The sequence below is a fragment of the Vibrio sp. 1-2 (7-a) genome (assembly GCF_013048515.1).
Taxonomy (GTDB): domain Bacteria; phylum Pseudomonadota; class Gammaproteobacteria; order Enterobacterales; family Vibrionaceae; genus Vibrio; species Vibrio diabolicus.
Window position 1 is genome coordinate 56,744 of the sequence record NZ_VHSQ01000007.1, and the last position, 17,740, is coordinate 74,483.

A 17,740-nucleotide genomic window follows, 5' to 3' on the forward strand; every position below is an offset into this window, starting at 1 on the left:
TCCTCAGAACGACAGTAGCTTGCCAGCGTGTTGCAACTTATCTTTGAGCTGCTCTGAGCTTAACGCTTGAGCTTCAATGACTAAATCCGCTTGAGCCAAACCTCGCTGAGCTAATGACTCTGAGCACACAAAGACTTGTTCAATATCGTATAAATCGAAAAGCTTCAGCATCGGCGCATAATCTTTGCTCAAGATCTTACTCGGTTCTTGTCCTAGTAGAAGCTGGTAAACCCCATCGCCCATGAAAATGACGCTGATATCTTCACAGTAAGCCGACGCGGCTAATAGTGCATCCACACCTTCACGACCAGCCGCACTGCCATGCGGTGCGCTACGAAATAGATAAGTTAGCTGACTCAAAACTGTACCACTCTGTCTTGGGTTAACATCGCTTCGGCTAAGCTACCTAAGCCGGCTTGCTCAAAACCTTCCGCTAGATTGCTCTGGACCAAACCATGTTGATTCGCTTCTTCTTCACTTACGATCCCGCGACGCAAAGCCGCAGCAACACAAGTTTCTAGACAAACACCATGCTCTTTTGCCAAAGATTGCCATGCCTTATTGAGATCAAATTCGTCGTTGGCAGGCACACTCAAAGCATTACCATTGGTCACGCCCTCTTGATAAAAGAAAACGCTCACTAACTGATGGCCTTGCTCAATCACCGCCTTGGCGAACTGATAAGCACTGCGCGCTGACTGGCTACCGTAAACAGGACCGTTCACCACCAACGTGTAAGTCAGTTTACTCACTTTTCATCGTCCTCGGTTTTACGTTGACGAATGTATAAGTAGACGGTGTGTTTTGAAATGTTAAGACGATCTGCAACGCGGTTGATGGCATCTTTAATATCGAAGATGCCTTTGTCGTACAATTCCATCACGATTTGGCGATTCTTGGTGTTGTTCGATACGGATTTATCCGCATTGATCTCTTCGATGGTGCGTTCAACAGTTTGGTCCACCAACTCTTCTACGTCACTAGCAAAGTTAACTGAGGAAGCCGCTTCTTTTGCTTCTTGCGTTGGCATGAAAGATTGAAGGACTTGCGAGAAAGGCGCGTCCAAGTTGACGTTGATACACAACAAACCAATCACGCGATTTTCACCATTACGAATGGCAACAGTGATCGACTTCATCAACACGCCACCTTTTGCACGGGTAAAGTACGAACGTGAGAAGTTGCGCTCCGAGCCTTCGATGTCTTTTAGCATTTTAAGCGCTAAGTCAGTGATCGGTGAGCCGACTTGGCGACCCGTGTTTTCACCGTTAGCGATTTTAATTGCAGAGGTATTTAAGTCTTCTAGCGAGTGAAGAACGATTTCACAAAAGGGACCTATCAGGCTGGCGATACCATCAACGACCGCCTCATAAGATCTTAAAATGATTTTGTCGTGCTCGGTAAACGGCATCACGTTAACGGATTCCATTTCGAGCAACATCTCCGCGTTTATTGTTTCTGTAGTTGTCATAAGCCTTCGAGCGAAAAATCAACAAATTGGTGTAAGTTTATCAGAAAATTTGAAAATCAACCTAGCAAACTCACCAACTAGTGACCTAGAACAAAAAAGGCCCGTTAAACGGACCTTTTTCAATAACTTATCGCTGCTTATTGTTATTGCTCTGCGTTGTCGTTCTCGACTTTTAGCAGCTCAACTTCAAATACTAGCGTTGAGTTAGCAGGAATGCTTGGTGTGTCTTGATCACCGTATGCTAGCTCTGGCGGGATAACGAATTTGAATTTAGAACCCACAGGCATTAGCTGAACACCTTCTGTCCAACCTGGGATTACACGGTTAAGTGGGAAGGTTGCAGGTTCACCACGATCGTAAGAGCTATCAAATTGCGTACCATCGATTAGCGTACCTTTGTAGTGTACTTGAACCGTATCAGTGTCTTTTGGCTTCTCGCCTTCAGCTGGAGTAATAACTTGGTATAGAAGACCTGTATCTGTCTTCACTACGCCTTCTTGCTTCTCGAACTCAGCACGGAAATCATCGCCAGCTTTTTTCGCTTCAGCTGCTTTCTCAGCCGCTTGTGCTTGCATCTTTTCAGCAACACGCTTATCTAGAGATTCTAGTGCTGCACGTGTTTCTTCTTCATTCAATTCAGCATTGCCTTTGAAAACGTCTTCGATACCTTTTAGTACCAAGTCTTTGTTAAGATTAATGCCGATTTCGCTTGGCTTGTCGATGCTTGTGCTTAGGTAGTTAGCAAATGAAACACCGATTGCGTATGCCGCTTTATCGTCGTCGGTTTTAAAGTGAACCGCTTTACCGGTTTCTGCTTGAACTTGTTCTGCTTGAGGTGCGGCTTCTGTTTTAGTTTCTTCTTTCTGACAACCTACCGCTAGCATAACTGTTGCAGCAAGTAGCGACACTTTTAAAACTGATTTCATTAAATTCTCCCAATAATGGCTTTGCCATTGGTTGTTGTGCACAAATCTTCTATGAGACTAGTGAAGACAATCGTTATACCAATATACTAGCTATATGTCTTAAGACACAAACCGGATTATTAGATGTGATGCAAAGAATTTCTCATTTATTCCTATATTTAATTGTCATCACCACGTTAAATGGTTGCTTTTTCGCCGAACGTGAAGTGCAGCGTTGGCCGATAGAGCCTCAGGGTGCGACGAGCTTCGCACTTAGCAGAGATGGACGATTTGCTCTGCTCTATTCTCAGCAACACCATTTGATGTTGTGGGACCTAGAGCAAAATGAACAACTAGCCAACCTGGGTGAGCTCGATGCCGATGCCAACGTGGTATCCCATATTCGTATCTCAGACAATGGTCGCTATGCAGTCACAGCAAGCCAAATGAACTTCGCAGTTTGGGACTTAGGTTGGACGCAATCCGAAGGCCTTTGGTCTATTTCTGATGCGCTCATTCGCGACGTTGATATCACCAGTAACGGTGAGCAAGTTCTGCTCGGGTTATCCAACGGTAAAGCAATTTACGTCAACTTAGTCACCGGACGTCGCTTGGAGTTCCTTGCGCATCGTGAAAAAGTCAATTCCGTCGCCATTTCTCCTAATGGCCGCTTCGCACTGACTGGTGGTAATGACTACAAAGCGTATTTGTGGGACACCGAAACCGGACAAGTGCTGCGGACCTTCGAACATGAACAACGGGTTGTTCGTGTTGCCCTGCAACGAGATGGCAAGTTAGCAATGACATCCGATGGCGGAAACCAAGCGGTAATTTGGGATTTAAAAACTGGACAAGAGGTCACACGGTTGAGCAGTTGGTCGCGCCAATTGATCTTCTCTACTGCGCGATTTTCTGACGACGGAACTCAGTTAGTGACAGGAACGCCTTCTGGCCGCGTTTCAATATGGGATACTCAAACCGGAAAACGGATTGACGGATTTGAGGTTGAGCCGAAAAAAGATACTCGCCCTCCCCGTGCGGTCGTGTATGATGCAGCCTTTGATTCAAAACAACGCGTAATTACTGCTACTTCAGCAGGTATTGCCCAAGCTTGGCAGTTAGAGAACGGATCATGACAGAAAAACTTATTCAGCAATTAGAGTCACGCATCAATGACTTAGAATGTCAGCTTGCGTTCCAAGAACAGACTATTGAAGATCTGAACGGCGCCTTATCGCAGCAGCAACTGCAAATTACCAAGATGCTCGATCAGATGAAATATGTGGTAGGTAAAGTAAAAAATATGGACTCGTCGAATTTAGCCGATCCGTCAGAAGAAACCCCACCACCGCATTATTAAAATGCAGGCTCAAATAGCATAAAGCCCAGAAAATATTCTGGGCTTTATTGTATTGATTACTTAAGAAGGTTGCTCAAGAGGAAGCTATTCGTCGGCGTAAATTTTGACGCTCAGCTCGCCTTGCGTATTAATGCCAGCTCGGTACATGCCAGAGCTGTTCATCGCAAAGTGCAGCTCACCTTGCGCGTCAATTGCGATTAAACCGCCTTCGCCGCCCATCTCTTTCAGTTCCCCCTGAATAATATGCTCACAAGCAGTATGAATATCTTCTTGTAAGTAACGCATCCGCGCGGCGACGTCTTCTGCGACACGTTTACGGATAAAAAACTCACCGACACCCGTAGTTGAAACCGCGACAACGCCATTTTCGGCCACCGTGCCACAGCCTATCAAAGCCGAATCCCCAACTCGGTTGTATTTCTTATTCGTCACGCCACCCGTACTGGTGGCAGCGGCTAAGTTGCCTTGTTGGTCCAATGCCACCGCACCAACCGTACCGTGCTTACGGTCATCTGGGTAACGAGACTCCGACAAAGCAAACAGCCCTTTCTCACGCATAGACAGCAACTGCTCATAACGGCGATCAGTAAAGAAGTAATCCTGTTCGGTATACTCATGGCCTTGTTCAAAAGCAAACTTCTCTGCGCCCTCACCCACCAACAACACGTGATTGCTGTTTCGCATCACGTCACGAGCGAGCTCAATTGGATTCTTGATATGACGAACACCAGCGACCGCGCCTGCGGCTTGGTTTCGACCATCCATGACAGAGGCGTCCATTTCGACCATTTCGTTATTGGTCAGCACCGAGCCTTTACCAGCATTAAAGTTAGGCGAGTCTTCCAACACTTTTACTGCAGCAACAACCGCATCCAAAGCGTCGCCGCCTTTCTCTAGAATTTGATAGCCAGCTTTTACCGACGCTTCCAAATCAGCCAAGATGGATTGCTGAAGTTCATTGCTCATCTGAACACGTAAAATGGTGCCTGCGCCACCATGAATCGCAATCGAGAAAGGTTTTGTCATCGCTTTTTCCATGAGTTGTTCTTTTCTTCTATGCACTTCACCTTAGATAAACAAAAAGCGCAAGTTGAAACCTCAACTTGCGCTTTGCAAAGCTTTACTAGATAAAACTATCTAGTGAAGGAGCTTGTGATTAGTGAGAACCACAGCTACCGCCGCCACAGCAGCCTTCATCGTCGTGATCATGGTCATGACCACAACCACCAGCTTGATGGATATGACCGTGTTCGATCTCTTCTGCTGTTGCTTCACGTGTAGACATAACTTCTACTTCGAAAGTTAGTGTTTGACCAGCTAGCATATGGTTACCGTCAACAACCACTTCGTTGCCATCAACTTCTGTTACTTCTACAGGGATTGGACCTTGGTCAGTGTCAGCCAGGAAGCGCATGCCCACTTCGATTTGGTCAACGCCTTGGAATACGTCCGCAGGAACGCGTTGTACTAGCGCATCGTTGTGCTCGCCGTAAGCTTCTTCAGGAGCTACCGTTACTGAGAACTTGTCGCCAGCCACTTTACCTTCAAGCTCTTTTTCAAGACCAGTGATTAGGTTGTTGTGACCGTGAAGGTAATCTAGAGGCGCTTCTGCTGTTGATTGATCAACAACGACACCGTCTTCCATCATTACTTTGTATGCAAGGCTTGCAACAACGTTCTTTTCAATTTTCATACTAACTCCAGGGAGATTAATTGACTTAACCTGAATGGGGTTAAGTACTGAGATATCTGGGTGTATTATGGGGATCAATTATCGAAGTTCAATTATTCCGGCTTAAAAATTCCGATCATTTCCTGATCTGAGTGTTTATTTTTCTCTACAGATTGCGGTTTACGCTGCTCAGTAAACTCACACTCGACACACTCAACTAACTCGATATTATTTTCAATCCACCAGCGCAGGGTATCTTGCTGGCTGCAATTTGGGCAGCTAGCGCCGGCAATAAAACGTTTCTTGATTTTCACGCTATTTCCTTAGCTTGAGTCTTGGCTCAAGTACTACTTCCAATGATTAGGTGACTGATGGTCGCTCTCCATCTCACGACCAAAAATTTCTTCTAGCTCTTTGCGTGCCTCTTTCGCTCTCTGAGCCAATTTCTTATCTTCATTGTGCTGAGGCAATAAGTCCTTAAGCATAGCATTATCTAACTTACGAAAATGTGCTTCTGCCCGCTTTGCTTGATATGGGTGCATACCAAGTTCTACGAGCGCTTGGCGACCGAGATCCAATGCCCCTAAAAATGTTTCACGAGAGTAATTCTCGACACCGTGGCTCATTAACTGATACGCCTCGACACGGCTTCTTGCTCGGGCTAGCAACTTAAGTTTCGGGAAGTGCACGCGGCAGATATCAACGATGGCCATCACCTCATCAGGTGAATCGGTACAAATGACCAATGCTTCTGCTTTATCTGCGCCAGCAGCCCGTAAAAGATCAATTTGGGTAGCATCACCATAAAACACTTTGTAACCATACTTGCGCAGTAGGTGGATTTGGCTGGCATCACTTTCTAATACCGTCACTTTGATTTTATTGGCATACATTAAACGTCCGACGATCTGACCGAAACGTCCAAAGCCTGCAATGATCACGCGTGGCCGGCGATCCACTACTTTCGTGGTCATGCCCTCTTCTTCTTGATTCAGGGTATGAGCAAACCATTTTTTTTGTCCCATCAGCAAAAGTGGTGTCGTCACCATGGATAAACTGACCACCACCAACAAAAACGCTACTTGCTCTTTGGATAAAATGCCCTCTTGGCTCGCTGCGGTAAATATGACAAAGGCAAACTCACCACCTTGGCTTAAAATCGCGGCCATACGGCTTCTCGCTTTGGCTCCGACATGGGCAGCTCTCGCCAATGCATACAAAACCAAGCCCTTAACCACGACCAAAGCCACCACCGCGCCCAGAATCTCTAAAGGGTGTAATGCCAATAACCCCAAATTTACCGCCATGCCAACCGCGATGAAGAACAACCCCAACAACAAACCTTTAAACGGCTCGATAGCGATTTCCAATTCATGTCGATACTCACTCTCAGCCAGCAGAACGCCGGCTAAGAAAGTCCCTAGAGCCATAGAAAGCCCGAGCTTTTGCATCACGACAGAAATCCCAAGCACAACCAACAATGCGGCGACGGTAAAGAGCTCACGAACGCCGCTCATCACAACAAAACGAAATAGTGGACGCAATAAGAAATGACCACCAATCAACAGGGCCACCACACTACCTAATACCGTGAAGACATCTAACCAACTACCGCCACTCTGCCCGCCAGCAAGCAAGGGCAACATTGCCAACATTGGGATCACGGCAATATCTTGAAAGAGCAATACCGCAAAACCAGACTGACCCGTTTCGGTGCCATTGAGCCCTTGCTCTTCAATCACTTTAAGAGCAATTGCCGTCGAGGACAGCGCCAACCCCATCCCAATCACCAAACTCACTTGCATGCTTACGCCGAACATACTGACGACACTGCCGATCACGGCGGTCGTAACCACCACCTGCGCGCCGCCTAAACCTAGAATCGGTCCTCGCATTTGCCACAGTTTTTTAGGATTTAGTTCAAGGCCGATCAAGAACAGTAACAACACGACCCCAAGTTCAGCAAAGTGCAAAATAGCATCAACATCACTGATTAAGCCAAGGCCCCAAGGGCCAATCAACACACCGGCAAGTAAATAACCTAAAACCGAGCCAAGTCCGAGACGCTGAGCAATCGGTACCGCAATAACCGCGGCTGAGAGAAAGACCACGCTACTTTGAAGAAACTCACTGGTTATCGCCATACTGACCTCCTTGGTCTGCTGCTTCCCAGTTTTCAAGTGGGTTGTTCAACCACCGACGATACAATTCGGCGTGCTCATACCGCTCAATATCCGAGACATTACGCGACCAATACAACACCAAAGGTTCAATCCAGTGCATTTGACACAGGGCAGCCGTCAGTTCAAACGGTTGTAAGATTTGCTCTAATGGATATTTGTTGTACCCCTTCGCGCTAAAGGCCTCTTCTTTCCCCCCCGTTGTAATCACACTGCGCCAGTATTTTCCCTCTAGCGCCGAACCTCCGCCAAAAGCAAAACCTTTGCCCAGCACTCGGTCCAACCACTCTTTTAACAGGGCTGGGCATGAATACATATAAAGCGGGTGATGAAACACGATCACATCATGCGTGAGCAACAACTCATGTTCATAATTCACATCAATAAAGAAGTCAGGGTAAACACCGTAAAGATCGTGCACAGTGACGTGATCAAGCGACTGAGCTTTTTTAATCATCACTTGATTAGCAATCGAGTTATGTGGCTCTGGATGAGCATAAATGATCAGAACTCTTGGGAGAATAGACGGTGCAACAGCCAAATGGTCGTCCTTGTGGTTATTTTTATCCGTTATCAAATTGTTATACTTTTTTGTACAGCATAATGCAATTAAAGCGAATCAATCGACTTTTCCGGCCAATACCCCTACTATTCACCGCTAGATATATACCCAAGTGGCTTTAAAAACGATTGAAACCACTTCGCTATGTAACCAAGCAACGCGCACTGCGCAAAGTGAATGAAAACTTTATGATTACCTTCTCTGATATTCAGTTACTGCGTGGCGGTAAACCTCTTTTAGATCAAGCTTCAGCGACTATCCATCCTGGCGATAAAGTCGGCCTTGTGGGTAAAAACGGCTGCGGTAAATCAACGCTATTTGCATTGCTGAAAGATGAACTGTCGATTGATGCAGGCTCATTTAGCCAACCTCAACATTGGGAGTTGGCCTGGGTCGCACAGGAAACGCCTGCGCTAGAGCGCACTGCACTGGAATACGTCATTGATGGTGATCGCGAGTACCGAGCGCTCGAAAAGCAGTTGGCTGAAGCGGAAGCACAAGACAACGGCACCTTGGTTGCCGAGATCCACGGTAAAATTGAAACCATCGGCGGTTATAGCATTCGCGCTCGCGCGGCAGAATTGCTCGACGGTTTAGGTTTCAGTCAAGAGCAAATGAGTTGGAGTTTGACTCAATTCTCTGGTGGTTGGCGTATGCGCCTTAACTTAGCTCAAGCGCTATTGTGCCGTTCTGACTTATTGCTACTCGATGAGCCAACCAACCACTTGGACTTAGACGCGGTGATGTGGCTTGAACGTTGGCTACAAAACTACCCAGGCACACTGATCCTGATCTCGCACGACCGTGACTTCCTTGACCCAATTGTTGGCCGTATTATTCACATCGAAAACCAACAATTGAACGAATACACGGGTAACTATTCGTCGTTCGAAAACCAACGAGCGCAAAAAATGGTGCTGCAGCAAGCGATGTTCGAGAAGCAACAGAAACAGATGTCGCACATGCAAAGCTACATCGACCGTTTCCGTTATAAAGCCTCTAAAGCACGCCAGGCTCAAAGCCGTATTAAAGCTTTGGAGCGCATGGAAAAAGTGTTACCCGCTCAATTCGATAACCCATTTAGCTTCCAATTCCGTGAGCCCGCGGCGCTGCCAAACCCAATCATGATGATGGATGAAGTATCGGCAGGCTACGGTGACAACCAGATCTTAGAGAAGATCCGCTTGAACTTGGTTCCTGGCAGTCGCATTGGTCTACTCGGCCGTAATGGCGCGGGTAAATCGACCTTGATCAAATTGCTCTCTGGCGAGCTTAACGCGCAAGGTGGCGATCTGACTTACTCACAAGGCGTGAAAATAGGTTACTTTGCTCAGCATCAATTAGAAACGCTGCACCCAGAGGAAACGCCGCTGCAACACATGATGCAGATCGCGCCGGATCAAACCGAACAACAGCTACGTGATTACCTAGGCAGCTTTGGCTTCCAAGGCGACAAAGCACTGGAGAAAGTCGCACCGTTTTCGGGTGGTGAAAAAGCCCGTTTAGTGCTGGCCTTAATTGTGTGGCAAAAGCCAAACCTGTTGCTACTTGATGAACCAACCAACCACTTGGATTTGGACATGCGTCAGGCATTGACGATGGCACTGCAAACGTTCGAAGGTGCAATGGTGATTGTTTCGCACGATCGCTACTTACTGCGTGCTACAACCGATGACTTGTACTTGGTGCATGATCGTCAAGTTGCGCCGTTCGATGGTGACTTAAACGACTACTACAAATGGTTAACTGAGCAACAAAGAGCGGAACGCAAAGAAGCACAAGCAGCACAGCCAGCCAAAGATAGCGCCAACAGCGCCGCAGCGAAAAAAGAGCAGAAACGTCGCGATGCAGAATTTCGTAAGCAGACGGCGCCAATTCGCAAAACGCTGACACAATTAGAAAATAAAATGGATAAGTTAGGTGCTGCACTGGCCGAAGCTGAAGAACAATTGGCAGATAACTCACTGTATGAAGCCGAAAATAAAGCTAAACTTAACCAAGTGCTGGCTCTTCAAGCTTCTAGTAAGGCAGAGCTCGAAGAAATTGAAATGGAATGGATGTCTGCTCAGGAAGAACTGGAGCAGATGGAGCTAGAGTTTAATCAATGAGTAATCAACACGCTGAATACACACTCACCCTAGAACACCTTTGGCAGTTCAGTCTGCAATTTTATGGTGTGCGAGAAGTGAAAGAAGCGTGTTTATCATTACAGAACAATTATCACGGCAACGTGAACCTACTCCTGCTGCTCAGATGGCTCGATGAGCAGCAACTCATTTTCCAAGAAAAAGACTGGCCTCTGGTACAAAGCTGTCTGGGCCGAAGCGAAACCTTATTGCACTCTTTTCGCGACTTACGTCGCCATCTTAAGTCTCAAGTCAATGACGCTTTATATCGTGAAACCTTACAGTTTGAGCTGCAACTAGAAAAGCAGCAACAAGCGGATTTGGTGAACTGCATTAACTCGCTCACGCTGGTCAAAAATGATGGCGCCCCACTCACGCTGAGATACTGTCGTCAACTTGGTGGTGAGCATTTGCAACAGGCCTTTGCTATTCCGGTGCCAAACATTCACCCACCAAAACGCCCATAAATCTGTAGAATACCTATAATCTTTATAAAGGATTATATTAATAAGTTCTTCAACTGACACCGAAGAACCGCATAAGAGCAGTTAGGTATGACACAATTTTTCGCAGCCGCCGGGATCAAAAACCCGCACCTTCAAACGCTTTTACCGCGTTTTATTCGCAAAAAAGCGTTGTTTACGCCGATTTGGCAAACCCTCGATACATCCGATGGCGACTTTCTCGATCTCGCATGGAGCGAGGACCCAACCCAAGAACCTGCGCAAAAAAAGCCGATTTTTGTTTTATTTCATGGACTAGAAGGCTGCTTCTATAGCCCTTACGCCAATGGCCTAATGAATGCATTTGCTCAATCCGGATGGCTGTCGGTGATGATGCATTTCCGCGGTTGTAGCGGTAAGCCAAACAAGAAAGCTCGCGCCTATCATTCTGGTGAAGTGACTGACGCCCGCCACTTCTTAGAGCACCTTGAGCAACGCTTTCCTGATAACCCCAAAGTTGCGGTTGGTATTTCTCTTGGCGGTAACATGTTGGCGAATTATTTAGCCCAATACAAAGACCACCCCATTTTGAATGCGGCGACCATTATCTCAGCGCCTTTAGACCTAGCAGCGTGTGCAAACCGTATTGAACAAGGCTTTTCGAAAGTGTATCGCCGTTACCTGCTCTCTTCGCTCAAACGCAACGCGTTGCAAAAACATCACTTGTTGCATGGCGAGCTCGCTTTGTCCTACAACTCAATAAAACGTGTCACACGATTGTATGAATTCGATGATTTGATCACGGCACCACTGCACGGTTTTAAAGACGCACAAGATTATTACGATCAATGTTCTGGCTTAAGTAAATTACAACAGATCACGCTACCGACACTGATCATTCACGCCAAAGACGATCCATTCATGACCGACGATGTGATCCCGAAATTTGTTCTGCCAGATAATATTGATTACCGTCTCTTTGAGCACGGTGGGCATGTTGGTTTCCTTACAGGTTCAGCGCTCAAGCCGAAATTTTGGTTGGAAGAAGCGCTGCCAGCGTATTACGAAAGTATTGCCGCAGATTACCTTTCTGCTGTATCCAAGCAGCGAAAGCAGTAAACTAGCCGCTCATCATAAAAGTTCGAGGTATTTATGATCATTCCATGGCAAGACATTGCGCCAGAAACATTGGAAAACTTAATTCGTGAATTCGTCTTACGTGAAGGCACGGATTACGGAACCGTCGAGGTTTCTTTGCAAGACAAAGTGGATCAAGTAAAAACTCAATTAGAAAAAGGCGAAGCGGTTATCGTATTCTCTGAACTGCACGAAACCGTCGATATTCAGGTAAAAACAAAATTTTAGACCCTTCACATTTTACCGTACCCCACTCAATGACAAGGCATTGTTACGTGCTATAGTGGGTTATCGACCGTGCAGTAGCAGCCTACTGCACATTACAGGTAAGTAATTTTCGACAAGGTTTGTCATGTCAGCTAAACACCCAATTATTGCGGTTACTGGTTCATCCGGTGCCGGCACGACCACTACATCTGAAGCCTTCCGTAAGATGTTCAATATGATGAACGTTAAACCCGCATGGGTTGAAGGCGACAGCTTCCATCGCTTTACTCGCCCTGAAATGGATATAGAAATCCGTAAAGCGCGCGAGCAAGGTCGACACATTAGCTACTTTGGCCCTCAAGCTAATGACTTTCCAGGATTGGAAGAGTTTTTCCGTAAATATGGTCACGATGGCGCAGGCAGCGTACGTCGCTACCTACACACCTTTGACGAGGCCGTACCTTATAATCAAATGCCTGGTACCTTCACACCGTGGCAGGACTTACCGGAGAACAGTGACGTTCTCTTCTATGAAGGCTTGCACGGCGGTGTTGTGGATGGCGATGTTAATGTTGCGCAGCATGTGGATTTCTTGATTGGTATGGTACCAATCGTAAACTTAGAGTGGATCCAAAAGTTTGTGCGTGATACTCGTGACCGCGGTCATTCACGAGAAGCAGTAATGGATTCTATCGTGCGCTCGATGGACGATTATCTTAACTACATCACTCCGCAATTTTCTCGCACTCATATTAACTTTCAGCGCGTCCCAACGGTCGATACCTCCAACCCCCTTAATGCGAAGGGTATCCCAAGCCTGGATGAGAGCTTTGTCGTAATTCGCTTGCGTGGGATAAAGAAAGTCGACTTCCCATATCTCCTGGCTATGATTGATGGCTCATTCATGTCACGCCACAACACGATTGTCGTGCCAGGCGGTAAGATGAGCTTTGCAATGGAGCTCATAGTTCGGCCTATCCTACAACAGCTCATCGAAACAGGGAAAATTGGCTAAAAACCTGCCTGCGAAGATGTTTACTTTTCATACCGTGATCATGTGCACAGTTTTGCTTACAAAATCTCAATCATGGCACGATTAAAATCAAGAAATCGTTTTCGAAAAAGGATACTATTTCTTACCGAAACACAAGAGAGCTTGCAGCATATAAAAAGTGCTCTTATTCTAGTAGGCCTAATTCAGGCTTAGCTAAAATATGGATAGCGCAAGCGTACCCTGCAGAGGAAGTGAGATATTATGGTTCTAGGTAAACCTCAAACCGACCCAACATTAGAGTGGTTTCTTTCACACTGTCATATTCATAAGTACCCTTCAAAGAGCACGCTAATTCACGCGGGCGAAAAGGCAGAAACTTTGTACTACATCGTTAAAGGTTCTGTTGCGGTTCTTATCAAAGACGAAGAAGGTAAGGAGATGATCCTTTCTTACCTAAACCAAGGAGACTTTATTGGTGAACTTGGTCTATTCGAGGAAGACCAAGAGCGCACAGCTTGGGTTCGTGCTAAATCTCCTTGTGAAGTTGCTGAAATTTCTTTCAAGAAATTCCGTCAGCTTATCCAAGTAAACCCAGACATCCTAATGCGCCTTTCTGCGCAGATGGCTCGTCGTCTTCAAGTAACTAGCCAAAAAGTGGGTGACCTGGCGTTCCTAGACGTAACTGGTCGTATCGCTCAGACGCTTCTGAACCTTGCAAAACAACCAGACGCAATGACTCACCCAGACGGCATGCAAATCAAGATCACTCGTCAAGAAATCGGTCAAATCGTTGGCTGTTCTCGTGAGACAGTAGGTCGTATCTTGAAGATGCTAGAAGAGCAGAACCTAATCTCTGCGCACGGTAAAACTATCGTGGTTTACGGTACTCGTTAATCTCAAACTAGAGTGACGCGAACAAAATTATAAAAGCCACCAATGGCGACATTGGTGGCTTTTTATTTGTCTTGTAACCACATTAAGCTCAGAGCAACAAAAGACTAATGAGCAAGTTGGTTAGCCGAAAGGTTAACCCTAAAAGTTAGCCATTCGTACTTTCAAAGATTTTGTCCGCTGAAGCCGCCACAAAACCTGGGTACAGCTCACCGTTTTCCATCGGGTAGCGCTTAGCAAACTCGTAAAAGCCACCAGGGATAATTTCAGTGCCTTCGCTAAAGCGAACCGCCACTTTATCCGCCATGGTCGATGATTGTTCTAGCAGCACCTCAGGAGTGCCCTTCACTTCCCCGCCGTTTTCATTAATGGTAAATCCGGCCGTACGTAAGTGATCGTTTACTTGCTTCACTTCTTCGTATTCATTGAGCTGGTTAACGCTCACCGTGAAGTGGTTTGCGCCGTAACCATGCGCAGCCAACCAAGATGCATACTCACTTTCTTTAGCCAACGTTTGGTAGTCAGCAAAGCTTAAATCCCACAAGCGTCCACCATGTAAGAATGCGCTATCGTTCAGCTTGCCTGCATCGACTTGTGCCACCAGCTTTTTCACAATCTCTTGCAGCTCAGGTGAACACTCCTCAACTTTTAGCTCACTAATAAAGACTTTCGGTTGCTTCGGATCAGGGTGCTCATAGTGCTTAGCAACCAGCTTTTTACTTTCGAAAACGTAGTCACCACATGCCTGGTAGCCAATGGCTACAAATGGTTTAGCTAAGGTTTCGATACCAAGAGGCGCAATATTGAAGGTACGTAAAGCTATATGATCATTAATCAGAGGCTCATCTTCTTGAAGCAGCTGATGTACTTTCGCAGCAGAGGGGCAAAGACGTTGAATGTAATCTTGCCATAGCGATTCAAATAACACATCGGGCGTCATAACGACTCCTTGTTACGAGATGTAGAGTTAAAAGGTAAGCGGAAGTTGACTGCTCGTTCACAACGAAAAGTTGTCCAGAATAATGAACGAGCAGCCATCAACCTGTGACGGTAAATGCCAGTCAGTCAACACGCTTTTCCGAGTCTTTGCTCACTTTCCGTGTTCTGCCAACGATCACTACAACCCATACCTAAATGATTCGCCGGCAAGGTGAGCCGCAATACATGGTTGCGACTCTGTTATTAAAACTTATAGCGCCACACCTGGGCTTAATGTTGCAGGCAAGATAGTCTCTTGACCTTCCATTGATGCCATCGGGTACGCACAGTAGTCTGCTGCGTAATAAGCGCTTGGACGTAGGTTACCTGACGCACCAGGACCACCAAATGGCGCATCACCACTTGCACCTGTGAGCTGGCGGTTACGGTTCACGATCCCTGCACGAATATGGTCAACGAAGTATTCCCATTCTTGGTCGTCAGTTGAAACTAAACCAGCTGAGAGACCAAAGCGCGTGTCGTTCGCCAGTTCTACGGCTTTTTCTAGCCCTTCGTAACGCACCACTTGCAGAAGTGGACCGAAGTACTCTTCATCTGGTAGCTCAGCAATGTTCGTTACATCAATAATGCCCGGAGAAACAAACGCCGCCTCTCCTGCTTTAGCTTCAATCAAGCTTTCACCACCAAGTGATTGTAGGTTCGCTTGTGCATCGAGAATGAACTTGGCTGCGGCAACGGAGATTTGCGGTCCCATAAATGGCGCAGGCTCAGCAAATGGCTGGTCTACGCGAATATTCTTCGTCGCTTCAACCAGTTTCGTGATGAGCGCATCGCCTTTCTCACCCAATGGCACGTACAAACGACGAGCACACGTACAACGTTGACCAGCACTGATAAACGCTGACTGGATGATGGTGTACACCGTGGCATCCAAATCACCGTATTTATCAGAGATCACCATCGGGTTATTACCACCCATTTCTAGTGCTAACATCTTGCCTGGTTGACCCGCAAATTGACGGTGCAATACATGCCCTGTGTTTGCGCTGCCCGTGAACAGTACGCCATCAATGCCTTTCGCATCAGCAAGCGCAATACCGGTTTCTTTCGCACCTTGGACAAGGTTGATCACGCCTTTCGGCAGACCTGCTTCTTCCCAAAGTTTCATAGCTAGCTCGCCAGTCCAAGGCGTTTGCTCGGATGGCTTGAACACAACGGTGTTACCCGCTAGTAACGCAGGCACAATGTGACCATTTGGTAAGTGACCAGGGAAGTTATATGGCCCAAATACCGCCATCACGCCGAGTGGGCGATGACGCAACACAATTTGGTTGCCCGCCGCTTCACGGCTCGCTTCACCGGTGCGGTCATGGTAAGCACGAATAGAGATTGCAATTTTACCTGCCATTGCTGCTGCTTCAGTGCGCGTTTCCCAAATTGGCTTACCAGTTTCTTTGGCAATGACTTCGGCGATTTTTTCGCTGTTCTCTTTTACTTTCTCAGCAAAAGCCAACACGATCGCTTCACGCTCTGCAAATGGGCGTTTTTTCCAGTCAATAAACGCTTCACGCGCTGCAGATACCGCTTGATTCACCTGCTCTGCCGTTGCACCGTTGCCTTGCCAGATCACTTCTTGGTTGTAAGGCGACAGAGACGTAAATGCTTCACCCTGACCTTGTACCCATTCACCTGCAATCCAATGTGTCATTGTTTCTATCCTTAAATTCTGTCGTCTGTTACTGCGGAAGAAGGCGAACAAAGTCCCCTTCCTCAACCAAAAGTGCATCCGCAACGTCTGGTGCGATCATGACGCTTTGTGTTTCAGCGTCATACGCCGCTTTGGTGACTGCTGCGCGGAAGTTTTCGAACGATGAGTTGCACATCAAGAAGTCTTGCGTACTGCTATGTTGTGCAATTTTCACTTGCGCACGGAACGAGTGACGTACCGATTCAATATTGCGTAAGTCACATTCAACGGTTGGACCCGCATCGAAAATATCCACGTAGCCACGGTTAGTGAAGCCTTCACGCTCAAGCAGCTTTAATGCTGGGCGAGTATTGTCATGTACTTGACCAATCACGGCTTGCGCTTCTGGACTCAACAGGTTGATGTAAATAGGCAGCTTCGGCATTAAGTCAGCAATAAAGCCTTTCTTGCCGATACCTGTGAGGTAATCCGCAAGCGTGAAATCGATGGAGAAGAAATGCTCTTGTAACCATTGCCAGAACGGCGAGTTGCCTGCGTCGTCTGAAACACCACGCATCTCCGCAAAGATCGTTTCAGAGAAACGCTCTGGGTGCTCAGCCATCATGAGGAAACGACACTTCGACATTAGACGACCATTCAGACCTTGGCGGAATTTCTCACGCAAGAACAAGGTACAAATTTCGCTGTTACCCGTGTAGTTATTACCAAAAGTAAGCAGTTTGACGACATTATTGACGCCAAGCTTTGGTGACGAGTGCACCACTTTACTAATGTGATACGAGTAAAATGGGACATCCCAGCCGATAGATGCTTCGATTCCGGTGGTACCCGCAACCTCACCCGTTTCAGAGTCAAAGCCGACCATCAGGTAGCCTTCATCACCTGGTTCTGCCACATCTGGCTTACCAAAGCTGTACTCTGAGTGTTTGATTCGATTGGTTAACAGTTCTTCGTTAACCGGTAGAGATGTAAATCCGTGACCAGACTCCACCGCACAAGTGTGCAGCGCGTCATAATCCGACATCGCGATAGGGCGAACTACTAGCATCAATACTCCCTCCAGATGCAAGAAGATCCTAACTATATTGTAGGAACAATTCCCCCATCAGAGATCCTTGACGGGGGTGTCTGCGTTGACGTTGAAA

The 17,740-nt window shown here is 46.8% G+C and carries 20 protein-coding genes; 8 read left to right on the forward strand and 12 right to left on the reverse strand.

Annotated elements, in window-relative coordinates; translation table 11 throughout:
• Window positions 1–3: 3 nt before the first annotated feature.
• From tusC to fkpA, 4 genes are all read right to left on the reverse strand, one after another.
• Window positions 4–360, reverse strand: coding sequence for a sulfurtransferase complex subunit TusC (gene tusC / locus FKN08_RS16890; RefSeq protein ID WP_005397648.1), 357 nt, complete (start codon window positions 358–360; stop codon window positions 4–6).
• A complete protein-coding gene (gene tusD, locus FKN08_RS16895) occupies window positions 357–752 on the reverse strand; it encodes a sulfurtransferase complex subunit TusD (RefSeq protein ID WP_170892571.1) in 396 nt (131 codons plus the stop codon). Before tusD ends, tusC begins: the two co-directional genes overlap by 4 nt.
• On the reverse strand, window positions 749–1,471 hold the full coding sequence (locus tag FKN08_RS16900) for a transcriptional regulator (RefSeq protein WP_031780643.1): 723 nt from the start codon (window positions 1,469–1,471) through the stop codon (window positions 749–751). Before FKN08_RS16900 ends, tusD begins: the two co-directional genes overlap by 4 nt.
• A 143-nt stretch (window positions 1,472–1,614) precedes the next feature.
• Window positions 1,615–2,397, reverse strand: coding sequence for an FKBP-type peptidyl-prolyl cis-trans isomerase (gene fkpA, locus FKN08_RS16905; protein ID WP_005397659.1), 783 nt, complete (start codon window positions 2,395–2,397; stop codon window positions 1,615–1,617).
• 128 nt (window positions 2,398–2,525) lie between these two features.
• On the opposite strand from fkpA, the gene FKN08_RS16910 reads away from it, so the two are divergent.
• Together FKN08_RS16910 and FKN08_RS16915 are read left to right on the forward strand one after the other, a co-directional pair.
• Window positions 2,526–3,512 carry a PQQ-binding-like beta-propeller repeat protein gene (locus FKN08_RS16910; protein ID WP_170892590.1) on the forward strand — a complete coding sequence of 329 codons (987 nt, stop codon included), beginning with the start codon at window positions 2,526–2,528 and terminating at the stop codon, window positions 3,510–3,512.
• Complete coding sequence (locus tag FKN08_RS16915; protein WP_170892572.1) at window positions 3,509–3,736, forward strand: SlyX family protein; 228 nt, start codon at window positions 3,509–3,511, stop codon at window positions 3,734–3,736. The genes FKN08_RS16910 and FKN08_RS16915 overlap by 4 nt, the downstream gene beginning before the upstream one ends.
• Before the next feature lie 84 nt (window positions 3,737–3,820).
• Here FKN08_RS16915 and FKN08_RS16920 read toward each other — a convergent pair whose 3' ends face one another.
• The 5 genes from FKN08_RS16920 to kefG form a co-directional block, all read right to left on the reverse strand.
• The gene (locus FKN08_RS16920) at window positions 3,821–4,762 is read right to left on the reverse strand and encodes an isoaspartyl peptidase/L-asparaginase (RefSeq protein WP_170892573.1); all 942 of its coding nucleotides are present in this window, start codon (window positions 4,760–4,762) and stop codon (window positions 3,821–3,823) included.
• A gap of 130 nt (window positions 4,763–4,892) precedes the next feature.
• Window positions 4,893–5,429, reverse strand: a complete 537-nt coding sequence (gene slyD / locus FKN08_RS16925; protein WP_005397664.1) for a peptidylprolyl isomerase — start codon at window positions 5,427–5,429, stop codon at window positions 4,893–4,895.
• A gap of 92 nt (window positions 5,430–5,521) precedes the next feature.
• On the reverse strand, window positions 5,522–5,722 hold the full coding sequence (locus tag FKN08_RS16930) for a YheV family putative zinc ribbon protein (protein WP_005381449.1): 201 nt from the start codon (window positions 5,720–5,722) through the stop codon (window positions 5,522–5,524).
• A gap of 33 nt (window positions 5,723–5,755) precedes the next feature.
• The gene (kefB, locus tag FKN08_RS16935) at window positions 5,756–7,552 is read right to left on the reverse strand and encodes a glutathione-regulated potassium-efflux system protein KefB (RefSeq protein WP_170892574.1); all 1,797 of its coding nucleotides are present in this window, start codon (window positions 7,550–7,552) and stop codon (window positions 5,756–5,758) included.
• A complete protein-coding gene (kefG, locus tag FKN08_RS16940) occupies window positions 7,536–8,129 on the reverse strand; it encodes a glutathione-regulated potassium-efflux system ancillary protein KefG (protein ID WP_170892575.1) in 594 nt (197 codons plus the stop codon). The genes kefB and kefG overlap by 17 nt, the downstream gene beginning before the upstream one ends.
• A 209-nt stretch (window positions 8,130–8,338) precedes the next feature.
• Between kefG and FKN08_RS16945 the strand changes: the two genes are divergently transcribed.
• The 6 genes from FKN08_RS16945 (at window position 8,339) to crp (ending at window position 13,951) form a co-directional block, all read left to right on the forward strand.
• Window positions 8,339–10,258: an ABC transporter ATP-binding protein gene (locus FKN08_RS16945; RefSeq protein WP_170892576.1), complete on the forward strand. Its 1,920-nt coding sequence runs from the start codon at window positions 8,339–8,341 to the stop codon at window positions 10,256–10,258.
• Entirely contained in the window at window positions 10,255–10,743 is a 489-nt protein-coding gene (locus FKN08_RS16950; protein WP_005397673.1) for a TIGR02444 family protein, read from the forward strand. The genes FKN08_RS16945 and FKN08_RS16950 overlap by 4 nt, the downstream gene beginning before the upstream one ends.
• An 87-nt stretch (window positions 10,744–10,830) precedes the next feature.
• Window positions 10,831–11,838, forward strand: a complete 1,008-nt coding sequence (locus tag FKN08_RS16955; protein WP_046874535.1) for a hydrolase — start codon at window positions 10,831–10,833, stop codon at window positions 11,836–11,838.
• Window positions 11,839–11,871: 33 nt separating this feature from the next.
• On the forward strand, window positions 11,872–12,084 hold the full coding sequence (locus tag FKN08_RS16960) for a YheU family protein (RefSeq protein WP_005397677.1): 213 nt from the start codon (window positions 11,872–11,874) through the stop codon (window positions 12,082–12,084).
• 124 nt (window positions 12,085–12,208) lie between these two features.
• Window positions 12,209–13,078 carry a phosphoribulokinase gene (locus tag FKN08_RS16965; RefSeq protein ID WP_005397679.1) on the forward strand — a complete coding sequence of 290 codons (870 nt, stop codon included), beginning with the start codon at window positions 12,209–12,211 and terminating at the stop codon, window positions 13,076–13,078.
• Between the two features lie 240 nt (window positions 13,079–13,318).
• A complete protein-coding gene (gene crp / locus FKN08_RS16970) occupies window positions 13,319–13,951 on the forward strand; it encodes a cAMP-activated global transcriptional regulator CRP (RefSeq protein ID WP_005381432.1) in 633 nt (210 codons plus the stop codon).
• Window positions 13,952–14,096: 145 nt separating this feature from the next.
• Here crp and FKN08_RS16975 read toward each other — a convergent pair whose 3' ends face one another.
• The 3 genes from FKN08_RS16975 to astA all read right to left on the reverse strand — a co-directional run bounded on the left by FKN08_RS16975 (window position 14,097) and on the right by astA (window position 17,643).
• The gene (locus FKN08_RS16975) at window positions 14,097–14,888 is read right to left on the reverse strand and encodes a DUF1338 domain-containing protein (protein WP_005397681.1); all 792 of its coding nucleotides are present in this window, start codon (window positions 14,886–14,888) and stop codon (window positions 14,097–14,099) included.
• 249 nt (window positions 14,889–15,137) lie between these two features.
• A complete protein-coding gene (gene astD, locus FKN08_RS16980; RefSeq protein WP_005397684.1) occupies window positions 15,138–16,595 on the reverse strand; it encodes a succinylglutamate-semialdehyde dehydrogenase in 1,458 nt (485 codons plus the stop codon).
• 28 nt (window positions 16,596–16,623) lie between these two features.
• The gene (gene astA, locus FKN08_RS16985; protein WP_005397686.1) at window positions 16,624–17,643 is read right to left on the reverse strand and encodes an arginine N-succinyltransferase; all 1,020 of its coding nucleotides are present in this window, start codon (window positions 17,641–17,643) and stop codon (window positions 16,624–16,626) included.
• Window positions 17,644–17,740: the final 97 nt, after the last annotated feature.